We start from the raw sequence: 23,673 nt of genomic DNA on the forward strand, positions 1-23,673 counted from the left end.
TATTACTAATATGAAGTATATAATTTTCCATTCAAAAAATAAGACCAACTCACATTCTGTGAATTAGCCTTTGTGAAGTATTAACTTATCGCTGCTTTTCGGAATTCTGTCGGGGATAGACCTGTTACCTTCTTAAACACGCGGCTAAAATAGTTCGGATCCTTATACCCGACCGAATAACAGATTTCCTTTAAACTTTTTCCAGAGTCGGTCATTTCGGTTTTGGCATGCTTGATTCGAATTTCTGTCAAGTAATCGATAAATGTCATCCCAAACCGATCTTTAAATAGTTTACTAAAATAAAACGGACTCAGTTCCACATATTCCGCTGCAGATTCAAGCGTAATCGCCTCGGCATAATGCTTTTCAATATAGTCCTTTGCCTTATGCAGCATTCCCTTTGCATGATTGTTGCGCCAAGCCTGAACTTGCTGCACGACCGCAAGCAAATGCTGTTTCCCTTTTTCAAAAATAAACGTGATATCTTCTGACTCATCGATGCTGGGAGTCCGATCATAGTTGATACCAAGATCATGAAGCATTCGAGAAATGAGAATAAACAATTCATCAAAAGATTTTTTTACCATTTGAACCTTTAAATCTTTATTCGCTTCCAGCTTGGTCACAAACGAATCAAAAATGAACAGCACCTGATTGATATCGCCTTGGCGAACGGTATCTAACAACTTTTTTTCAATCTCAAGATACACGGATTCTGAAGGTATTTCAAATGCATCTCCTTGCTTGTCGCAAAATGAATACTTACGGTTAGCCGTTTTAGCAAGCTGTTCCATTGCCAGGACTGCTTCGTGATAGGATTTATTAAGCTCCTGGGCATGGGCGTGGGGGTGACCGATTCCAATCCGTAATTCTCCTGGAAAGCTTTCTTTTTTGAAAAAACTTATCAAATTTTCACAGATTAATTGAGCATTCGTTTTGAAATGGAGTTTTTCCGATGTCAGGAATAACACCGGCACTTGCGTGTCCATTATCGGTCCAATCATGATTTCATGCTTTTTCACGACAGATTTAAGGGTTTCCTTCAGCCATTTATACCAGTTTTGCTTTTCACTCGCAGTGAATTCAGAATTACTTGCTGCCTGCAGAGAAAACAGCATCACATGGCCCGAAGTGATTTCTACACCTAACAGTTGGCCCCATTCGTCAAAGGTAATATCCTGCACCTGGTTTATTAATAGCGAAGATACCCACTCTTTTTGGGCAATCGAAACGGCTCGGTTCAAGTTTTCCCGCAAGTTGTGCTGTTCTTCTGTTTGTTTTCGCTCTAAATGGATTTCATCGGCTACACGCTTAAGACCTTCCAGAATATCCTGCTTGCTGCTCGGCTTTAAGATGTACTCCTTCACTCCCTGCTGCATCACTTCTTTGGCATATTCAAACGTATTAAAGGCCGAAACCATGATGAAGCGGATGCCTGCATCGAATTTTCTGATTTCCTTAACAGCTTGGACGCCGTCGATTCCAGGCATTTTGATATCCATAAAAATGATGTCCGGCCGCAGCTCCCCGGCCATTTCGATCGCCTTTCTCCCATTGGGGGCCTCGCCAATGACCTGAATGTCTTCAAAAGAGTTTTTTAAAATTTTGGCAACCGCTTTTCTCTCAAGAACCTCATCATCCACTATAAGTACTTTCAACAAGCTCGCTTCCCCCTTTGGCCGCGACAGGTATTGTCAGTCTAAAATTTGTTCCTTTTTTCAATTCTGATTCAATTTCAACAATGTCTTTTTGCTGGTAAAAGAGCTGCAGTCTTCTAATCACATTTTTTACACCAATCCCGTTGGAATGGCCTTTAGATTTTTCACGTTCAATTCCCTCTTCGGAGATGGCGCCATCCGCGTATTGAAGCAATTTGTTTTTTGTGGCAGTGTCCATCCCTTCGCCATTATCTATGACTTCCACATGAATCCGGTCCTGCTTACGGAAGATATTTAAGCGGATTTCCGCATTTTCCTCATATTCCTCTACTCCATGAATAAAAGCGTTTTCAATGAGCGGCTGGATCGTTAAACTTGGAATCTCAATATCTAAACAATCATCCTCAATATCAGTGATAAATTGAATCCGCTCTCCGAATCTCGTTGTTTGGATAAAAAAGTATTCCTTTACAATCCTGACCTCATCTCTAAGCGTAGCCGCTTTATCTAAATCGCTCAGATTATACCGAAGTAATGCTGCAACGGCCTCAATCAATCTCGAGGTGTGTTCCGCTTCCTCCAGATAGGCCATTTTTGAAACCGTATTCAATGTATTGAACAGAAAATGGGGATTGATTTGGTTTTGCAAACTTTTCAATTCCATTTCTTTTAAAAGCTTATCCAGTTCTCCCTTTTGTTTGATTTCCGTAACGAGTTGCCTAAGGTTTGCACGCATTTGGTTAAATGTTTCTGTTAATGGCTTCAGCTCGTCTTTTGTTGTGATTTTGATATCCTCACCAGATAGGTTCCCTTTTGAAATCTGCTTCGCTGCCTGTGATAACAATTTAATCGGCTTGGTAATCCCGCCAGATATCCATAAAGCCAGCAAGGTGCTTAGAAAAAAAGCAGCCGCAAACAAGAAAATCGACATGAGCTTATAATAATGGTTTTGCTGTTCCATTTGATTATAAAACTTTTGATAGTCTGTCAGTTTATTATTTAACAAGGCAAGTGTACTCTCTTGAAGGAAGGAGTTAATTTTTAATACTTCATTAAAATGATTCGAATATTGGTTAATTTCATCTTTTTGAGAAGCACCAACAGTGGCGTCGCCTTCATCTAAGAAACTGTCGATCATATTGGTATAGTTTGTGAGCGTGATGTCACTTGTACTGATAACTTTATAAAGCCGCTTTTGGTCGTTAATCAGCTTTATCTTCTCATTTCGATAGTCTTTTAGGTAAGATTCATCCTTTTCTAAAATATAAGCGTGAAGCTTTTCGGTAATTAAATTGGTTTTTTGTGAAATATTATTCAGCAATAGAAATTGTTCGAAGCTGTTATCATATTCATTCACTAATTTTTCACTGCTGTTATAGAAAAAGAATCCGACTGAAGTTAACAACACGACAAGGACAATAAAATACAGGAGTAATTTCGATCTAATCCGAAATAGCATCATTTAACCTCCCGGATCCCGCCCGGATTACTTACTGGCAGGTCATTTATTCTCATGATCCGAGTGTCTGTGTGCACAATTGTCGCTACTTTTTTCCCTTTGATGAGATCTATCATCATTTTTACAGCTTCATATCCCATTTGATAGGGCTCCTGAACAACAGTTGCCTTAATCGTACCTTTTCGAATATAATCCAGTGTTTCAGGAAGTGTATCAAAGCCAATGATGTAAATTTTATTTTGCATTTTGTACTTTTCCACCACGTGTGCGATTTCGATGCCATCTAATGCGCTTGTTCCAAAAAATGCATTGACCTCGGGATGGTCCTGCAAAATTTGATACGCTTTTTCCGCTGCTTTTACCCTGCTAATCTCTGATTCTTCCACTGTAACGATATGAATTCCCTTTTCAGCTTTTACTGCATCCTCAAATCCCTTTACCCGCTGAATTTGATGGTTTTTATAAAAGCTGCCGGTAATGATGGCAACATTGGCTTTCCCCTTTGTATCCGCTATCAAAGCTTTGCCTGCCAAAAACCCTGAATAATAATTATCGGTTCCTATATAGGCCAGCCGATTACTATTGGAAACATCCGTATCAACCGTAATAACTGGAATCCCCTTTGCCACAACCCGATTAATCAACGGAGTAAATTGTTCGTCACTTAGCCCCTGTGTCATAATCCCATCGACTTTAGAAGCTGCCGACATTTCAATTGTTTTTACATGATCATCAATATTTGCCTGCTTCGGCCCTGCATATTCTAGTAGAACGCCGTATTCTTTAGCCGCAACCTTTGCCCCTTTCTCAACAAGTCTCCAATACTCGTTATCTAATTCCTCCGGCACAAGCACAAAATGATAATTATATTTTTCTACTTTTTTCTCCTCTTTAGGCAAATCATGGGTCAATACCTTATATCCATAAAAACTGGCAAATGAGCAGCTCACAATAAAAAAGACAATCCCAAACGTATACGCCATGATGGACAATCTGCTCATAAAACATCTCCTATTCCAGTAACTGTCTAGATAAGCATATTATACGGAACATCACAAAATTCGACAATGGTGTGTCAATGGTGTCAGGCACCGTAAAAAGACATTCTTCCCATTTTGTCCACTACACACGGACACATGAAAATACCCACCAAAGTTATTTGGTGAGTTTGTATTAAAAACTGCTGTTTCTGATGATAAGTTTGGTAGCGATGAGGATTTTTTTGGCTGTCTTTCTGCCGTCGATTCGCTCTAACAGTGTATCGACGGCCGTTTCTCCCATGAGTTCGGTATAGACCTTTACTGAACTAAGTGAGGGAAAAACATATTTGGATATGCTAATATCGTTTACCCCAATGATGTTGACGCGGTCTGGAACCGAAATTCCTTCCTCCAGTAAAGCTTGCAGTGCTACGACTGCAATCGAGTCATTCCCAGCGAAAAAAGGCAGTGGGCAGGTCTTCCCGGCTTTTCACCCCAAGCCGGATGGAGTTGGCCATATATCAGTCTCCTAAAGTGTTAGCGAAAAAGCGATACGTTGTGGTCGAACAGTATACATCATCAGGATTTAAAATGACAGAAGGAAATTCCGGATGATGTATGGCATCGGGAAGCCCTTGTGTTTCCAAGCATACGCCTAAATATTTTCTGGCGCGGACACCATAAATAGAAAATGGTCCTTCTAATTGGTTCGAGGTATAAACCACCACACATGGCTGGTCCGTCGTAACCATTAATGTACGCCCGCTTTCTTCATCGCTTAACACGACCTGATTCTCACCTTTTTTTGTAAAAACAAACGGATGATCATAACCGTTTCCGGCTAACAGATTTTGCGGATGCTCCGAATTTACTCCAGCCATTATCCTTCGACCATTCTGAAAATCAAATGGAGTATTCTTTGTACCAATCATTTTTCCGGTAGGAATCAAATCTTCTCCCAGCTCTAAAAAACGGTCGCTTTCTAATTGAAGAATATGCTCGGTAATATCTCTTTTTAGATTGCCGCTCAGATTAAAATACGAATGATTCGTTAAATTGACCAATGTTTTATGGTCCGTTTTCCCTTCATAAGTAATTACCAGTTCATTCTTATTGTTTAAAAGGTAGGTGACACAGGTGTCCAGATTTCCTGGATAGCCTTCTTCCCCATCTGGACTATGGTAAAAAAACTGAAGACCAACAGCATCCTCTTTCTCTATTTTTTCCACTTTCCAAACTACTGAATTAAAACCCTTCCTGCCGCCGTGTAAGTGGTTAGGAGACTCATTTTCCGCAAGCTGGTATTCTTTTCCGTCCAGCTCAAACCTTGCACCATTAATTCTACCGGCTACACGGCCGACAACGGCACCAAAGTAAGGGGACAAGTCAGGATAGTCATCAAACTCCTCAAAACCAAGCACCACATTCTCAAAGTTTCCTTGGCGGTCTGGAACGATTATTTTGGTAATCACACATCCGTAATTTAGACATGAAACATTCATCCCCGAATCATTGGTAAGCGAATATTCAATCACAGACTTTCCATCATAATTGCCAACAACTTTATCAATTATCTTCATCCATTTCACTCCATTTTTTCGAGGACTTTTCATGCCAAGGATTGAATAAACCTCCGGAATCCATTAGCACCTTCTTCATTCCATTTAAACACACCGGCATCTTCTAAGCATTTTAAAAATTTATTTCCCACTTCTTCTCTTACTAGTGATTCCACATTTGCATCATCCGCAACAGCTTGATAGCGATCTCTTAATTCTACTGCCCAGTTTAAATGATGGTCTGCAACCGTCCCTTTTTTCCCGAGAACGAAATCTTCCACATCTTTGAGCTCATCCTTTAAGCGTGCTGGCAGCACAGCCAATCCCATCACTTCAATCAGACCGATGTTTTCCTTCTTAATATGATGAACATCGCTGTGAGGGTGGAATATGCCTAACGGATGCTCGTCACTAGTCCGGTTGTTGCGTAATACTAAGTCAAGTTCAAAAAGGTCTCCCTTTTTGCGGGCAATCGGCGTAATCGTATTGTGAGGCGTCTCTCCCGTCCAAGCGATGATTCCAACCGCTTCATCGCTGTAATTTTTCCAGTTTGCTAAAATATGGTCCGCTGCTTCAACAAGGTCATCCAATTTCCCCGAACTTAGACGAATCACCGACATCGGCCATTTCACAACGGCACACGCTACATTCGGAAATCCGGGGATTTCAAACGTCCAGTCAGACTCTGCCTTCGCCATAGCAAATTCATAATTACCGCCTTGATAATGTTCATGCGACAAAATCGAACCGCCGACAATCGGGATGTCAGCGTTCGAACCAAGGAAATAATGCGGAAACTGTTCCACAAAGGATAATATACGCTTGAACGTCAACCGGCTAATTTTCATATCGGCATGCTTTTTCGATAATACGATACAATGCTCGTTGTAATAGACATAGGGGGAATATTGCAAATACCAACTTTCATCCACTAAATTCATCCGAATCATCCGATGATTCGAACGGGCCGGGTGTCCAACGCGGCCTTCATAGCCCTCATTCTCAATACAAAGCAGGCATTTCGGATATTCGTTTTTCACAGCTGCCCGTTCGGCCGCGATACTTCTTGGATCTTTTTCCGGCTTCGATAAATTGATGGTAATGTCCAGTTCACCGTATTCTGTTTCAACCTTGTATTCAATGTTTTTTCGAATCCGATTCAGTTGAATGTAGTTGCTATTTTTACTCAAGTCATAGAAATACTGGGTAGCTGCTTGCGGATTCTGATTATATTTTTCAAAAAAAAGCTGATTCACAGTGGATGGCCTGACGATAAAGCAATTCATGATTTTGCTTGAAAAAATTTCTTTTTCATCAAAGAGATCTTCAATGATTCCCTGTCCGCAGGCATAATCGATGATTTGATCAAGTAAATCTGGAATGGATAAAGTCATTTCTGATTCGGCTTCCTTAAAGTCTGCTAGATGCAGCAGCAAAAGAACTTGATTGCGTGCATATATCTTATCATCCTGCTCTATTAATTGAGCTTCGAGCGCTTTATCCACTAGTTGTTGGACCAATTGATAAATCATTTCCTCACCTCTGATATCCGTTCGGATTATGCTTATGCCAGTTCCAGGCATCACTGATGATTTGTTGAATCGATGTTCTGGCTGGATTCCAGCCAAGCAGCTGCTTTGCTTTTTCAGAAGAGGCAATTAACGTACTCGGGTCACCGGAGCGGCGTTCCCCCATTTGGACCGGGATATCAATTCCTGTTACCGTTCTGGCAGTCTCAACAATTTCCTTAACGGAGAACCCTTGACTTGAGCCGAGGTTGAAAATATGGCTTTCCCCGCCATTTTGCAAAAATTTCAGCGCTAAAAGATGTGCCTCGATTAGGTCCTCGACATGGATAAAATCACGGACGCAAGTACCGTCTGCTGTATCATAGTCATCCCCAAAGATGGTAACTGCTGGTCTTTTTCCTAGTGCCGCTTCTAAGACAACAGGAATAAGGTGTGTTTCAGGGTTGTGATCTTCGCCAATTTGTCCGTCACCCTTAGAGCCGGCTACGTTAAAATATCTTAGTGATACGTATTTGATGCCAAAGGCCTGCTCGCACCAGGCGATCATTTTTTCCATCGCTAATTTCGTTTCCCCATAGGTGTTAGTCGGCATGGTCTGGGCTTCTTCCGTAATCGGCACTTCCTTTGGCTCTCCGTATACAGCGGCTGTTGAAGAAAAGACAATGTGCTTCACGCCAAATTCCTTCATCATTTCAAGGATAATTTGTGTGCCGTATACATTGTTATCGAAGTATTTTAATGGCTCGACCATCGATTCGCCGACAAGGGAGTTGGCAGCAAAATGCAAGATGGCTTCAATCTTTTCTTTTTCAAAAACAGATCGCATAAACTCACGGCTGCGGATATCACCTTGATAAAAACGAGCTTCTGGGTGAACCGCACCCAAGTGACCTGTTTGAAGATTGTCAATGACCACTACCGGATAGCCTTGATCGATTAACTGGTAAACAGCATGCGAACCGACATAACCGGCCCCGCCTAAAACAAGAACACTCATTTATAAAGCCTCCTCCATGTCAATTTCCCTTGCTCCATCGCCAATGCTGGCCACATAAAAATCAGCCTCATAGCCAATTTTATCAAGATAAACTGCTCCAACATTTGTAATAAAGTTCTCAACCTCTTCATTCGCAACAATTGCAATTGCACAGCCGCCAAAACCTGCACCTGTCATTCGCGCTCCAAGGACACCAGGCTGGCTCCATGCTGCTTCTACTAATGTGTCAAGTTCTTTCCCAGTCACTTCATAATCATCACGTAAGGATACATGTGATTGGTTCATCAATTGCCCGAATGCCTCCACGTTCCCGTCCTTGAGTTCGTTTAAAGCCTTAAGGGTTCTCATATTTTCATAGACCGCATGTTTCGCGCGTTTACGAACTGTTTCATCTGTAATTAAGGATTGATTTTCATCAAATTCCTCTTCAGACAGCTGTCCAAGTGCTTCAATCGGAAATTTTTGCTGGAGCCGTGCCAATGCTTCCTCACACTCTGACCGGCGCTCATTGTATTTTGAGTCGGCCAGCTCTCTACGCTTATTTGTATTCATGATTAAAATTTTATGATTTTCAAGATGAATCGGGGCATACTCATATTTCAGCGTCTGGCAATCCAGTAAAATCCCAGCATCCTTCATGCCCATTCCAATCGCAAACTGGTCCATAATACCGCTGTTGACGCCAATAAATTCGTTTTCTACTTTTTTACCAAGCTTGATAAGATCAATACGAGGTATTTTTAAGTCAAACAGACCGTTTAGAAGTACTCCAGTTAATAGCTCAATCGATGCAGATGAAGAAAGTCCCGCACCGTTTGGAATATTGCCCTTAATAACACAATCAAAACCAGTTGGAATCTTGAAACCACTTTCCATAATGTAACGGATCATGCCTTTTGGATAGTTGGCCCAATTATGAGCTTTATCATAATTTAGCTGGTTTAATTCAAATTCAATTATCCCTTTATCAGGGAAGTTCGTAGAATACAGGCGGACTAGCTGATCCTCGCGCTTTCTCGCAACCGCATAGGTTCCATATGTAATTGCACATGGAAATACATGACCGCCATTATAATCGGTATGTTCACCGATTAAATTAATCCTCCCAGGAGCAAAAAATGCTTGCCTTGGTAAAACATGAAATATATCTAAAAAAATTTTATTTAGAGTCATTATGGTCATTTTCATTTCCCCTCTTAAAATCGTGGTATCTTGTATGCAACTAAATAATTATAATTTAATTTTACTCTTTCTAGTAAATTTTTTCAATTATTTTACTAAAATTTTAACTAAAAATAATCACCTTTTCACAAAAATGTTTAAAAACAATTGATGGATGATGAAAAAGAGTTGGATCAATCTAATGACTCAACTCTTTTCACATCTAATGTGTAACAGTAGATTATTTTCCAATAACCTCTAAATGCCACATTTCATTTATTTTCCTAATTTCTTTCAAATCACACTTTGGTTCTCGGTTATAAGTTAATAACCCGTTAATTTCTTGTTCTACATCTGTCAATTGTGTGTAACAGTAACCATGAAGAATCTTTGAGCCATATACCGCATGCATGATCCGGGAATAATCGTTAACGAAATCTTCAGCATTCGCTACAGAAGTGTAACCCCAGCCTGCATCATCTCCAACCTTGAAACCAATACCACCAAATTCGGTTAAGATGATCGGTTCCCCTTCATGCTTAAAACCGTTCGCATAAATAGATCTTTTAGCAGGCATTGAAGCGAGGATCGCCTCCTTAGATTCCAGATCTTCTTTATATTTGGCGTATTTTGCAGCTTCGTCTTTATTGCCGTGATTGTAATTATGAATGGCAGAAATATCTGACTTTGTCATTTCCCAGCCATCATTTGAAATGACAAGGCGGGTTGTATCAATCGAATGAATGAGATGGTACATCGCCTGCGAGTGATGCTGCTGCTGGCGATTGTCACGCACATTAGGAATACCCCAGCTTTCGTTAAGCGGAACCCAAGCCACAATCGACGGATGATTGTAATCCCGTTCAACAATTTCGATCCATTCCTTCATTAGGCGAGCTGCAGCATATTCACTGTAGGAAGGCGATGCGGCACATTCTCCCCAAACAAGGTAGCCCAATTTGTCTGCCCAATAAAGAAAGCGTGGATCTTCTACTTTTTGATGCTTGCGGCAGCCGTTAAAACCCATCTCTTTGGCAAGCTCAATATCCTTTTTTAAATCCTCATCGGTTGGAGCCGTTAAAAGCCCTTCTTGCCAGTAGCCTTGGTCGAGAACAAGTTTTTGATAGTATGGACGATTATTTAAGTAGACCATCCCATTTTCAGTATGAATTTTTCTCATCCCAAAGTAGCTATCCAATTCATCAATCGTTTGACCGTTATCAAGGATTTTTATATTTACATTAAAAAGGTTGGGATTTTCCGGTGTCCAATTCCAGCCATCATGGTGAAAGCTTGTTCGGAAAATCTTATGATTGTATAAGTTAAACGAACGTCTATTAAATTTTTCATTGATTCTGATAGTATCTTTGACGATACCCTCGCCCTTAAATTGAATATCCAATTGAACTTCTTTATTAGTCACGTCTCCAGCCACTTCAAACTCAACACAAATGTCCCCGCGATCCACATCTGGTGTGAAACGAAGTTTTGATAGATAGGTTGGATTTACAGGCTCTATCCAGACCGTTTGCCAAATCCCTGTCGTCCGGGTATACCAGATACTGTCGGATTCCTCAATCCAATACTGTTTTCCGCGTGGTATTGTTTCGTCCGTTGAAGGATCTTCTACCTTCACTACTACTGTCTGCTTTCCATTTTTTAAATGGTCAGTTATGTCGAAATGAAAACCAACGTTGCCGCCTTCATGGAAACCAATAAATTGCTCATTGATATAAACCCATGCACGGTAATCCACTGCCCCGAAATGAAGAATGACTCGATTGCCGCTCCAGTTTTCGGGTATTTCAAATTCCCGCTTATACCAAACAATATCATGGAAGGTCGGGTCTTCAATCCCGCTCAATTTTGTTTGATAGGCAAATGGTACATTTATCTCCTTATTGAATGCACGGCAGCTTAGTTCATACCATTTTTGTTCTGTACCAACATTGTCATTATCAAAAGCAAACTCCCATACTCCATTTAAATTAAGCCATTTTTCGCGAATTAACTGCGGTCTTGGATACTCCTGACGATAAATCATAAAAGTCTCTCCTTCTCTGTTCCTAAAGTGATTATATTTAATAGTATTTACTAATAAACTTTAACTAGTTGTAAGCGCTTTAGGTATATTTTATAAAAAGGGTAAAAAACAGTCAATGTTTTTACTAAAATTTTAACTATTTTATTAACTAAAAATTATATTATAAAAAATAAACCACACTAGTATAAAGGTCTTAAAGAACCCCTAATCTTGTGTGGTTTTCCTAATTACTGCTTCCGCGTATTTTAAGTTTGGTTGAAAGGATTACTTTTTTAGCAATATTACGGTCTTCCAGTCTTTCCATTAATAAATCAATGGCTGTTTCTCCCATTAACTCAGTAAAAATTTTAACCGTGCTTAATGGCGGATGGACATATTTAGAGACACTTATATCATTAACACCAATAATATTAACCCGGCTGGGAACCTGGATGTTTTCTTCATGCAAAGCTCTTAAGGCGCCAATTGCCATTGGATCATTTCCAACAAAAAAAGCAGTCGGAAGGCTTTCTCTATGATCTGAAATGGCCTGTTTCATAAGATTATATCCATCGTTCACCGAGAAGGAGCCAATATAAACCAAAGATGGATCATATATTTCTTTATCAACGAGGATTCGCTCAAAAGAGACTCTGCGCGGATCATCAATGACTGCTGTCTCGTCCTTGTACATTTCTCTGCCGCCAATATAACCGATCTTTGTATGACCTCGTTCAATGAAATGCTGCAGGACATTTTCAGTTGCCTTCGTAAAATTACTTACAACAGAATCATAAGTGTCATCATCAGGGGAAGAATCAACAAAGACAATATTTTCTGTCAGCTTCCTAAGCTCCTTAGCCTGTTTCAAACTAAATTTACCAATTGCTATGATGCCGTGAATCTCTTCATTGGCCTTGGGGCTTTCCTTGAACATTTTGGTAATTTGGATACTTAATGCCTCACAGCGGTTTTCTACTCCTTGGCGTATCGACATATAATACATATCATCCAGTTCTTCCTGTTCTGTGTACCAATGCACTATCGCAATTTTATAGACAGTTGGGCGCCGGCCTGCCTTTTTGCGATAACTAAGCTCCTCAGCGACTTCAAATACCCGCTGTTTCGTTTCATCACTTACTGACAATGTCGCATCATTATTTAGCACCCTTGAAACGGTAGCTATGGAGACACCAACTCGTTCGGCAATATCTTTTATAGTCGCCATCATAATTCTCCTTGAAAATTGATAGATAACATAAAAGCGAACCCTTCACTCATATCCATTCTGGTCTCGGATGAAAGAATAAAGGGCTGATCCATTTCTTTATGTTACTTTGCAATGATGATTCCGTTTTCTGATTCTTCAACTTTAATAAATAAAGGCCGTTCACTTCCATGAGGGGTGTCTGGATAATGCGTACAAATATAAAGCTGTTCGTCAAGTGTCCGAAATAGACTGGAATGACCAGCGTTACGGTCAAGAAGCAGTTTCTCATCGTGAACCCACTTTCCTGTCATCTCTCCGCTCTTTGTTCTGGCAACAGCTACCGTGTAGCCTCCAAGTCCAACATCCCCATAGTTTGGAACAGAGTAACTCGACCAAAGCATTACGAGCTCACCATTTTTTGCTTCATACATAAATGGGGCATCCGTCAAATAACCTATTTTCTCAATGCGAGGATCACCGAAATGCCTGATCCAAGGCATCTCAGCTGCATTCAAAATTTCAATTGGATCTCCAACCGAGGATTTTAAGTCATTCGATAAACGGATCGCTTTAATTCTACCTTCAAAAATCTGTGTCCATTCATGACAAAATATCATCCAACGCTCGCCGCTTTTATCCTCATAATACGTTCCGTCTAAGCATTCCCAGTCATTTGGTGTAACAGGGCCTTCACTATGAGGGAAATAAGGGCCTGCGGGATGATCTGCCACTAATATCCCTGTTCCTCGATGCTCACCGATACCACCTTTAAATGTGGCAAACATATAAAAGCGGCCGTCAATTTCAAATACCTCCGGAGCCCAGTAATGTCTTACTCCCCAAAAACCCTTAGGGGGCTGAAAAGCTACATAAGGACCTTCCCAGTCCTCAAGGTTTTCACTGACAAATACCTCGAAAACTGGATCCTTGTCACCGCAGCCATCCGCAAACGTGGTACCAAAGAGATAATATTTTTGCTCTTTTGGGTAAGGAAAGATAAATGGATCCCGTAAATGAATCATATCTGTCTTTACCTTTTTAATCGTCCGAAACCCTGGATTCATTATACTCACCTTCTATTTTATACTTGTATGCTTGATATGGTCTAGATTTATTTAATACCCGTGTTTGTCACACTTTTTACAATGTATTTATTTGCCAATATGAAAACTATAACGGCAGGTATTGTCGCGATAACGGTTGAAGCCATCATTTTTGCCGGATTAACAAAGTTTGAACCTTGAATTAATGTAGCAATACCAAGCGTAATAGTTTTCATTTCATTAGAGTTTGTTACTAATGAAGGCCACAGGAAGTCATTATAAATTGATAGGAAAGTAATGACTCCTAAGGTCATTGCCACTGGCTTGATCGCCGGAAAAATAACATGCCACAAGATTTGCGGCTGAGAAGCACCATCAATATAAGCCGCTTCCTCCAGGTCCTTCGGAAAGGAAGTAAGGAAATTATAAATTAAGAATACTCCCATTGTACTTGCAGTATAAGGAAGAATTAGCGGAATAAACGTATCTAATAAATTAACACTCTTGAACATATAAAACGCTGGAAAAAGAGTAACGATTCCAGGCACGGCAAGAGCCAGAAAAATCATTCCCAAGATCACTTTTTTCCCAGGCACACTTAATCTTGCTAGGGCATAAGCAGCCAGAATGTCCACAATGACCACAATAATGGTTCCAATAACCGTAATGAATGCGGTATTAAATAGCCATCTAAAAATAGGAGCATCTGATACAGATGAAAAAATGCTAGTGTAATTTTCAAGTGTCCATTGTGATGGCAATATACTCGAGCTCGCCATTGATTCACTCAATGTTTTAAAAGATGTAAAAACCATCCATATTAGTGGCAAAAGAAACAAAATTGCTATAAAAGTCGCTAATATTAGTAATGGAAGTGCTTTTCGCGTTGATCTATTCATTCTAATCACATCCTATTCAGTCTTTCTTTCGATAAGAAAGCCAATATTGAGCACCCGTAATCAGCATCATAATGAGTCCCATAATAATTGCCATGGCAGATCCGATTCCAAGCTGATTCATACCGAATACAGAGGTTTGGATATTCATAATAAGTGAGTTAGTGGACTGTTCCGGCCCTCCGGCAGTTATCAACTTAGTTTGTCCATATAGATTAAAGGAAGCAATCACTGTCATGATGAGAATAAAGAAAGCCACATTCTTGATTTGCGGAAACGTAATATAGATAAACTTGCCCCAGCTGCCTGCACCATCTAGGTCAGCTGCTTCATATAAAGAAGTATCTACTTCATCCAAAGCATTAATAAACAACATCATATTAAAACCAATCGTCCACCATACTGTTGCAATTAAGACAGAAATCCAAGCATTTGGCTGTTCGCCTAACCAATTAATTGGCTCCCTTATGATTCCTATGGACTCAAGGACATTATTCACATACCCGCCGTTCGCGTTAAAAAGCCAGAGAAAGATAGCCGAGACAGCAGTAACAGAAATGGAATAGGAAATAAAGAAAATCGTCCGATAAACTGGCTTGAATTTTTCCGGAAGTTTATCAATGATGAGTGCAAGTCCCAAAGCTATTAATACCAATGGCGGCACACTTATAACCACAAAGTATAGGGTATTTTTCAGCCCTTTCACAAATAGTTCATTGTAAATAGTGTCCGGTGTTAAGATAGCCTTATAGTTTTCAAAACCTACAAACCCTAAATCCCCCGCAGATATATTCCAATTATGGAAACTAATCCAGATGCCTAATACCAATGGAACGACCCAAAACAATAAAAAGAAAACAATAAATGGGGCTACCATAAATATCGACCAAAGTTTATAGGAAGCTCCTTTATACATAGCTTAACCTCCATTCGAAAGAACTGTTTGTCCCTTCATTTATGTTTCGTTAGGATCATTATTTTTTCGTGGAATACTAAACAATTTTTATACTCTATTAGAAATAAAGAGTGGATTTAGCCAAAGGACAAAACCACTCTTTTTATTTTCAAGGTTATGATTAATGAATGGCTCTTTTTCAAGGGCCATTCATTAATATTTTTCAATTATTTCTTCGGCGCTGTGGCACCAATTTGTTTAGACATTTTAGTTGCTTTTTCTAATTCTTTCATCAAGTCTTCTTTTGTGAATTTTTCAGTTGTTACCAACTTACCAAATACAGACTCATTCATATAACGCATTTGCTCACCATATTGGTAAACTTGCGGTGGCTTTACATAGTTTTCAAATTGCTTTGCATTTTGGAAGGCAATTTGATATTTTTCTGGTTCAGCGTTAATTTTGTCTAACGTTGCCAGATGAACAGGAGCTTGTCCGCCGTCTGCCCAATTGATTAGATTTTCAGGGGTATACATGTATTTCAAGAATGCCGCAATTCCATCCAATACTTCTTGGTCTTTCACTTTTGAAGATAATGCAATCGTGTGGGCGTTACCAAAAGAAGCGAGTTTTGATCCAATTTGCGGAATTGGCGCTACGCCTAGGTTGTCGCCATATTTTTCCTTCGCAGCACCATAGAACCACGGACCTGTAAGGGCTACCGCTGTTTGATAAGCTTTTCCACCTTTAGCTTCCTTCATAAATGTTTGGAATTCACCATCTAAACCAAGTCCGGATGGAGAAACTTTATCTTTCCAAACCATGTCATGGAATTGCATTAAGGCATCTGCAAACTTAGGCTGAGCAAAATTTAAATAGTTTCCGTCTTTTAACTCAATATCATTTTGTGCTGCAATCATAAGCATATAGAATTCAACTAAACCGCTTGAAGGAACTCCAAGTGCATAAAGATCCTTGCTCTGAGCTTGAAGGTTGCTGTTAAGTGCAACTAAATCCTGATATGTTTTTGGTGCTTCTTTCACGAATTCTTTATTATAGAACATTGTTAATGGATGGATATCTAAAGGTACTGCAAATAGTTTGCCGTCTAATGTAGCAATATCCAATCCTGCTGGATGGAAGTCAGTCTTCTTAATACCAGCTTTTTCTAGCACTGGTTCAATGTTCTGAATTAATCCATCCTGTTTATAAGTCTCAAGGTTATTTCCATGGATAACTACAAGATCATAATTACCAGCTTTAAACTTGGTATAATGGTCCTTTTCTTGTGATTCAACTACTTCATATTTATCCTGCGAAGCGTTGAAGCCATTAGTAATTTTTTTCATATAAGCGCCATCTCCACCAGTAAAACCATTAATGAAGGAGATTTTTACTTTACCATTGTCTTTTGATTTCTCTCCTGAACTGGAAGATCCGCCACCTGAACAACCTGCAAGGACTAAAATTGCTGAAAATACTAAAGCTAGCCATTTTGTAACTTTCATGTTGCATACCCCTCTTTCTACCTTTCATTATGGCACTCATCTGAAAGCGCCTTCAGTGTTATATTAGTATAACCGGGAGCTCCAGTCAATATTTTTTACTAAAAATTTAACTAAAAATTTCATTTTTTTTTGAAAAAACTCAATATATTGTTTTAATAATTGTCATTTCACCCCTTTAATCTACCATTTTAAGCTAACAACCAAAAATCTGACTGTAAAAATCTACATAACATTTAGTAAAATTTTACTTAGTATTAATGGTGATGGAACACATTATGGTTTAGATCATCACTTGGAAGGTATGATTTTTATCATATTTTGAAGGAAGGCTCAGGGAAGAGATTGATTAGTAGTGAGCACGTATTTATTGATTCTGCTCATCTTTTTCAACAGTAATGGAGCATCATAAAAAAAACAGCCCTCAAAGAGCTGCTTCCGATCTTATATTTTTGTAAAAATAATTCCAAGAATCGCAGAAAATATGCCGACAAGCTGGTATCGCTTTAATTTTTCTTTAAAAAACCAGCAGCCAGCAAGGATCACGACAAGACAATTCAGGCTGACAATAGGGAAGATAATACTTGCTGTCCCTTTCTGCAGCGCGTAAAAATAACAGCTGTACCCTATGACACTGACCACTCCGACAAGGAATCCGATATTTGCTTCAGACCGCCGCCAGTTTTCTTTTTCACGAATGCTCGTTACTCCCAGATAAACGCTTCCTACACCATACATACAAATTAATGTATTGAACGAGTCTATATGCAAATACGAAGTCGTTTTCATTAATATCCCTAGGACACCAAAGGACAGGATTGCCAAAAGAATCCGGAAAATCCATGGGCCGTACTCTGTGCCCCGGCCCGTTCCAGGTGAATATTGAATAGCGATTGCCGAGCCTAAAATCACCACAATTCCTATCCATTGTAACAGGCTGATATTTTCATGAAAAATAAGAGCGGCCCCGAGAATCGGCAGGATGGCATTGGCTCCAATCAGCGGTGAAGTCAGACTGGCGGGCCCCTTTTCAAATGCCTTTGACATTTGAATATTGCCGTTGGCATTTAAAATACCGATCAGTCCCCCAAGGATGATCGCATAAAGATTCAACCGGAATTCCCCTGTAGAAATCCCATATCCGAGTGTAAGTATAAAAGCTGTAAAATAAAAGAAAAATTGAATATGTACCTTTGACAAGCCACGGCTTGTACTCCATTTAAATAGAGTATTATTTGTTCCGAAGCTTAAAGTCGTTACTAATGCTGCAGCAATCCACATGCTGAAACCTTCTTCCATATCTTGATACATACTCATTTTAAATCTAGTAACCAAGTATTCGCAATGATTTTTTCGGGTTACGAAAAATAAGAGGCTGACCCTAAATGGGCTCAGCCTCCTTTTTATTTAATCGAAACGGTCCTCTGTACTTGTTAAATAAAAAACATGTGATTGGAAGTCTCCTCCACGCTCGGCACCATGGCCGTTAACACCATTGAACTCGGTTGGAAGTTGAAGCCCTGCGCGCATCAGTTCATCTCCATAGTAAAACTGAGCTCTATTGGCCACTTGATACACCTTTGCTTCGTCCAGCCCAGTAAGTTTTAATGTTTGCTGCTTGGGAGAATTCGCGGTTGCCAAAACCTTATAGTAGCCGATTAATGCTTCTGATTGATCTGGGCTGACGACCATCCATGCTGTTTCATTTCCATTGAACGGACTTTTCAGGCGATAAAATTGACCGTCGCGTATTAACCCTCGGTGCTTTTTATAAAAGAAAACCTGCTCTTTAATTTCCAGGCGTTCTTCTTCTGTTAAATGAAGAGGATCCAGCTCATAGCCAAAGGTTCCAAAGTAAGCCGTATTTGCTCTCGTCGATAACGGTGTAGTCCTTAATGTTTGGTGATTCGGCACAGCCGAAACATGAGATCCCATGCTATAGACCGGATAAGCGAATGATGTTCCGTATTGGATCTTGAGCCTTTCGACGGCATCCGTATCATCACTTGTCCAGGCCTGCGGTGCGTAGTACATCATTCCTGGATCAAACCGGCCTCCCCCGGCCGCACACGATTCAAACAACACATGAGGAAATTCACTGGTTAGCCGTTCGTAAAGTCGATAAACGCCTAAAATATAGCGGTGGAAAAATTCCCCTTGCTGATTTGGTGCTAATTTATGCGAGAAGGGTTCCGTAATATTTCGATTCATATCCCACTTAATGTAGGCAAGGTCTGTCCGTTTTATAATATCGGCGATTTTTTCGAAAAGATAATCAACGATTTCCTGCCTTGAAAAATCAAGGACCAGCTGGTTGCGTCCTAGTGTACGCTGCTGCGGCATACCGACTGCCCAATCCGGATGTTCTCTGAATAAATCACTGTTCGGACTGATCATCTCAGGTTCAATCCAGAGACCGAACTTCATGCCGAGTGCAGAAATTTTTTGAACGAGCCTCTCTAGCCCATTGGGAAGCTTATTTAAATCTACATGCCAGTCACCAAGTGAGGAAGTATCATCGTTTCGTTTTCCAAACCAGCCATCGTCCAGCACGAACAACTCGATTCCTAATTCACTGGCAGATTTTGCGATATTCACCAACTTTTCCTCATTGAAATCAAAGTAGGTGGCTTCCCAATTATTAATCAAGATGGGCCGTTCTTGCGTTCGCCATTGAGCGGGGATTAAATTTTCCCGATAAAGAGCATGAAAAGCCTGGCTCATTCCATTTAGTCCTTGATCTGAATACACCATCACTGCTTCAGGTGTTTGAAAGGACTCCTCCGGCTTTAATGACCACTTGAAGCCAAATGGATGAATCCCAACTGTCAGCCTGGCCGTGTCATAATGGTCCACTTCTACTTGCATCAGAAAATTACTGCTATATACAAAATTAAATCCGTATACCTCGCCTGCATGCTCCGTCGCAGATGGTCTTTTTAATGCTAAAAACGGATTATGATGGTGGGAACTTGCCCCGCGCAGACTTGAAATAGATTGAATTCCTGTTTCAAGGTTTCTTTCCTTTACATGCCGCTCTCGTGACCATGCCCCGGCTAAGTGGATAAACTGAAAATCCTTATCAGGCAAATCCAGGGATGCACTCATTATTCTTTCAATCGACAATTGCTCTTGACCGTTGTTTCTCAAGAAGGCACTTCTCACAATCACTGGCTTTTCACGGAAAATAGTATAATTTAAGGTTAATTCTGCTTGCAAAACCGCATCCTTTAAGATGATTTGGATGGTACTGGCTTCGCTGCTGTCCTCCGCATAGGTCGCCGGCAAGCCCTCAAGACGAGGCTTTCCTTCCAGCATACGAAAAGATTCATATTTAAAGTCGGGAACGTGGTTTACGTTCTGTTTTGTGAGACTGATGGCAGGTTCCCGGAAATCGGAATTCCCGTAGGCAGGGTATTCCTGCCGCAGTGTTTCCAAACAAAAGGCTGGATCATCCGCATAAACGTGACAACTTGCGGCTGTTGGTACATTGTATGTTTGTAAATGTGAAAATTCGGAGCGATGCCTTAATGCCTTTCCATAATAAAGATGGCCTAACTGTCCATTTTTCATCACATGGAAAATATAACTCACTTGTCCATTTGTTAAATGAAACTGTTTATTTTCTTGATTAACATGAATAAGCATATTTGTCTCCTTCCAATTCCACCATGCATGTCTACGAAAAAAAACGATTTTTCTAGATTCTATGAATCATAAACTCAAATTCCAAGTCTCGTCCAGCATGAATGAGGTGTTCGTCGTGAACTGGCGCGCCCCAGCTGTCGTCCCCGCCGACGCCCATCTGCTTGCCCGCAACCGTTACAACTGTATAGTGGACATTCGGAAGCTCGTAATGATGCTGCGCATTTTCAAGTTCAAATGCCGTATAAGGTGAAAAATTGCATTCAAGCGGCTCAGAAACAGAGGAAATCCTAATGCCCTGACCAATAGAGTTCGTTAAATTAACCCTGCGGACTCCCGTACGGTTGCCGGATTCCTGCGGCATGACATAACCAGATAAATGGTCGGAAACAGTGTTGTTAAAGACACCAAGTCGTGCCCCCTCACAGCGATCGGAATAATTCTCTTCCGGCCCCATCGCATACCATTCCAATTGGTCATAATCAGCTGGAACCTTGAAGGACACGGCAAAAATCGGCATCTGCGGAAGATTTGCGGCTCCATGATAAACCGATTTAACACGAACGCTTCCATTGGCTAAGACAGTATAATGGATCTTCACTTCCACTTCCGAGATAATCGCTAATTGATAGGTAAATGTGACGCCAACCTGTTCATCGCTTTCTTTCACCTCAACCTCAACACATTTCCGAGCCAGGCTGGCAGCATACCAAAGCCCTGAATGACAGCCTTGAGAAAAGCCTCGATCATTATCCGTCGTCGCTCTCCAAAATAATGGTGCAGGAGGAAGGGCTATCATTTCTTTTCCGGCATAATTCAACGATATTAAGCTTCCAGCCTGTTTGGAGAACATGATGGAGAAATCCAGTCCGTGAACACCAATATTGACGTCGCCTTCCACCACTCTTAAAGCTCCAGGAACCAACACCGGGTTTTCTGCCCCTTTTACCTGAAACACATACTGTCCAAAGGCAATTTCATATCCGGCATCTGCCCAAAGTGTTTTCTCCTTCAATTTAAAGAAAGTATGAATACAATACTCGCCAGAGTCTCTAAGCATATCAGCAGGCAGAGCAAACTCCGCTCGACCCTCACTTAGAGGTGCGACCTCCACATTAAGTACGCCGCGAGCCAGTTCCTTGCCCTCCCGGAACAGAACGTATTCCAAATCATAACGAGAAATATCGGTGAAAAGGCTGTCATTTATCACCGTTACGCCAGTTTGATCCGGCACCAACTTGAAGTTTTGATACAGGTATTTGACTTCCTGCATTTTTGGCGATAACTCTCGATTTGCATACACAATGCCATTCGTACAGAAGCCGTAATCCGTCGGACGGTCACCGAAATCGCCACCGTACGCTAAAAATTCTTTTCCATATCGGTCCTTCTTAATGATCGATTGATCGATATAATCCCAGATAAAGCCGCCTTGATACATGGGATATTTCCGCTCTAAATCCGTGTATTTATACATGCCGCCAAGGGAATTGCCCATTGCATGCATATACTCACAGCTAATGTACGGTTTCTCCGGATTTTCGCTTAAATAGCTTTCAATATCAGCGGGCTTCGCATACATCCGGCTTTCCATATCACTTGTTTCGTTATAGTCACGGTTATGGAATACGCCCTCGTAATGAACAAGTCGGCTAGGGTCGACTTCTTTAAAATATTTAGAAACGTTCAGAATCACTTCGCCTGCGTATGATTCGTTCCCGCATGACCAAATCAATATAGAAGGATGGTTCTTATCCCGCTCAAACATCGAAATCGCTCTGTCCATAACAATATCCTGCCATTCCGGCTTATTGCCCGGAATGTTCCAGGAAGGCTCGACCGCGCCCATCTTCTGCCACGATCCATGCGTTTCCAGGTTCATTTCATCGATAACATATATCCCGTATTCATCACATAATTCGTACCAATAGCTCTGATTTGGATAATGTGAAGTGCGGACTGCGTTAATGTTATTCTGTTTCAGTGTTTTAATATCCCAAAGCATGTCTTCTTTCGTAATCGCGCGGCCACTTCGGCAATTGAATTCATGACGGTTTACACCTTTAAAGACGATCCGTTCCCCGTTAAGGCGCATAATTTTATCCGCCAGCTCAAATCGTCTGAAGCCGACCTTCTGCGGAATTACCTCTACTAGACTTCCAGACTCGTTAAAGGCTTGAATAAATAGTTTGTATAAATACGGATTTTCTGCACTCCACAGCTTAGGTCCATCAACCGCCATCGAAAATGTCCATTTCCCTTCACTGAAGACACCGTCAGCAGCTGCCGTCAAGCAGCCCTTTTCATCGTACAAGGCGGCGGCAATTTTTGACGGAGAATGAACCGAGAGAAGTTTGAGATCCGCTTGAAGTGTCCCCTTTTTAAAAGACGAATCCAATTCAGTCCGAACATGAGCATCAAACACATGAATCTCTGGTACTGTATAAAGATATACATCCCGGAAAATCCCCGAGAAACGCCAAAAGTCCTGATCCTCCAGCCAACTGCCAGTGCTGCGCTGATAAACCTCAACAGCCAGCTTATTCTCTCCTTCAATGAGATAAGGCGTTAACTCAAACTCTGACGGTGTGAACGAGTCTTCACTATAGCCGACAAATTTTCCGTTCAACCACACATAAAAAGCCGATTCCACACCTTGAAACGAAATATACAAAGGCTTGTTCTCCATATGGGCAGGAACCGAAAACATCTTCACATAACTGCCAACAGGATTATGATCCATTGGAATGGCAGGCGGTCTAATATCATTATGTCCGTCCCAAGGGTACATGGTATTGACATATTGCGGTTTTCCATATCCCTGCAGCTGAATATGTCCAGGGACCTTAATATCTCCCCAGCCTGAGCAATTGAATTCGGGCCTATAAAATTCTTTCGGTCGATTATCCGGATTCACACTATAATGAAATTTCCAGTTTCCATTCAATTCGTTACGCATCTTCATTGGAACAGCATCTCTTGCTTCTTCCAACGTCTCGTAATAGTTGTGGTCTGAATGAGCGGGAAGCCGGTTTACGGCGAATACATTCAAATCTGTAAGCCAGTCTATCGTTGGAATAATCGTCATAGCCTATTACACTTCCTATCTATTT

At 40.8% G+C, this 23,673-nt stretch carries 16 protein-coding genes and 1 pseudogene; all 17 read right to left on the reverse strand.

Annotated elements, in window-relative coordinates; translation table 11 throughout:
* Positions 1–80: 80 nt before the first annotated feature.
* The 17 genes and pseudogenes from ABES02_RS08855 to ABES02_RS08935 all read right to left on the reverse strand — a co-directional run bounded on the left by ABES02_RS08855 (position 81) and on the right by ABES02_RS08935 (position 23,648).
* Complete coding sequence (locus tag ABES02_RS08855) at positions 81–1,661, reverse strand: response regulator (protein ID WP_430133124.1); 1,581 nt, start codon at positions 1,659–1,661, stop codon at positions 81–83.
* Entirely contained in the window at positions 1,636–3,117 is a 1,482-nt protein-coding gene (locus tag ABES02_RS08860; RefSeq protein WP_430133126.1) for a sensor histidine kinase, read from the reverse strand. The genes ABES02_RS08855 and ABES02_RS08860 overlap by 26 nt, the downstream gene beginning before the upstream one ends.
* The gene (locus ABES02_RS08865) at positions 3,117–4,118 is read right to left on the reverse strand and encodes a sugar-binding protein (protein WP_430133128.1); all 1,002 of its coding nucleotides are present in this window, start codon (positions 4,116–4,118) and stop codon (positions 3,117–3,119) included. The genes ABES02_RS08860 and ABES02_RS08865 overlap by 1 nt, the downstream gene beginning before the upstream one ends.
* A 172-nt stretch (positions 4,119–4,290) precedes the next feature.
* A pseudogene (locus tag ABES02_RS08870) lies at positions 4,291–4,569 on the reverse strand (substrate-binding domain-containing protein); the annotation flags it as partial.
* A gap of 49 nt (positions 4,570–4,618) precedes the next feature.
* Positions 4,619–5,677: an aldose epimerase family protein gene (locus ABES02_RS08875; protein WP_430133130.1), complete on the reverse strand. Its 1,059-nt coding sequence runs from the start codon at positions 5,675–5,677 to the stop codon at positions 4,619–4,621.
* Positions 5,678–5,706: 29 nt separating this feature from the next.
* A complete protein-coding gene (galT, locus tag ABES02_RS08880; protein ID WP_430133132.1) occupies positions 5,707–7,188 on the reverse strand; it encodes a UDP-glucose--hexose-1-phosphate uridylyltransferase in 1,482 nt (493 codons plus the stop codon).
* A gap of 4 nt (positions 7,189–7,192) precedes the next feature.
* Positions 7,193–8,182, reverse strand: coding sequence for a UDP-glucose 4-epimerase GalE (gene galE, locus ABES02_RS08885; protein ID WP_430133134.1), 990 nt, complete (start codon positions 8,180–8,182; stop codon positions 7,193–7,195).
* Positions 8,183–9,364, reverse strand: a complete 1,182-nt coding sequence (locus ABES02_RS08890; protein WP_430133136.1) for a galactokinase — start codon at positions 9,362–9,364, stop codon at positions 8,183–8,185.
* Positions 9,365–9,584: 220 nt separating this feature from the next.
* Positions 9,585–11,387: a glycoside hydrolase family 2 protein gene (locus tag ABES02_RS08895; RefSeq protein ID WP_430133138.1), complete on the reverse strand. Its 1,803-nt coding sequence runs from the start codon at positions 11,385–11,387 to the stop codon at positions 9,585–9,587.
* A gap of 223 nt (positions 11,388–11,610) precedes the next feature.
* Positions 11,611–12,594, reverse strand: a complete 984-nt coding sequence (locus ABES02_RS08900) for a LacI family DNA-binding transcriptional regulator (protein ID WP_430133140.1) — start codon at positions 12,592–12,594, stop codon at positions 11,611–11,613.
* A 104-nt stretch (positions 12,595–12,698) separates the two neighbouring features.
* Entirely contained in the window at positions 12,699–13,640 is a 942-nt protein-coding gene (locus tag ABES02_RS08905) for a glycoside hydrolase family 43 protein (protein WP_430133142.1), read from the reverse strand.
* A 47-nt stretch (positions 13,641–13,687) separates the two neighbouring features.
* On the reverse strand, positions 13,688–14,518 hold the full coding sequence (locus ABES02_RS08910) for a carbohydrate ABC transporter permease (protein WP_430133143.1): 831 nt from the start codon (positions 14,516–14,518) through the stop codon (positions 13,688–13,690).
* 16 nt (positions 14,519–14,534) lie between these two features.
* Positions 14,535–15,431, reverse strand: coding sequence for a carbohydrate ABC transporter permease (locus tag ABES02_RS08915; RefSeq protein WP_430133145.1), 897 nt, complete (start codon positions 15,429–15,431; stop codon positions 14,535–14,537).
* 206 nt (positions 15,432–15,637) lie between these two features.
* Positions 15,638–16,918 (reverse strand): hypothetical protein, encoded by a 1,281-nt coding sequence (locus tag ABES02_RS08920; RefSeq protein ID WP_430133147.1) that lies wholly within the window; start codon positions 16,916–16,918, stop codon positions 15,638–15,640.
* Between the two features lie 441 nt (positions 16,919–17,359).
* Positions 17,360–18,232, reverse strand: a complete 873-nt coding sequence (locus ABES02_RS08925) for a DMT family transporter (protein WP_430133149.1) — start codon at positions 18,230–18,232, stop codon at positions 17,360–17,362.
* A gap of 90 nt (positions 18,233–18,322) precedes the next feature.
* The gene (locus tag ABES02_RS08930) at positions 18,323–20,563 is read right to left on the reverse strand and encodes an alpha-galactosidase (protein ID WP_430133151.1); all 2,241 of its coding nucleotides are present in this window, start codon (positions 20,561–20,563) and stop codon (positions 18,323–18,325) included.
* A 52-nt stretch (positions 20,564–20,615) separates the two neighbouring features.
* Positions 20,616–23,648 (reverse strand): glycoside hydrolase family 2 TIM barrel-domain containing protein, encoded by a 3,033-nt coding sequence (locus ABES02_RS08935; RefSeq protein WP_430133153.1) that lies wholly within the window; start codon positions 23,646–23,648, stop codon positions 20,616–20,618.
* Positions 23,649–23,673 lie beyond the last annotated feature (25 nt).

Source organism: Neobacillus pocheonensis, assembly GCF_050477905.1.
GTDB classification, from domain to species: Bacteria; Bacillota; Bacilli; order Bacillales; family Cytobacillaceae; genus Neobacillus; species Neobacillus pocheonensis_A.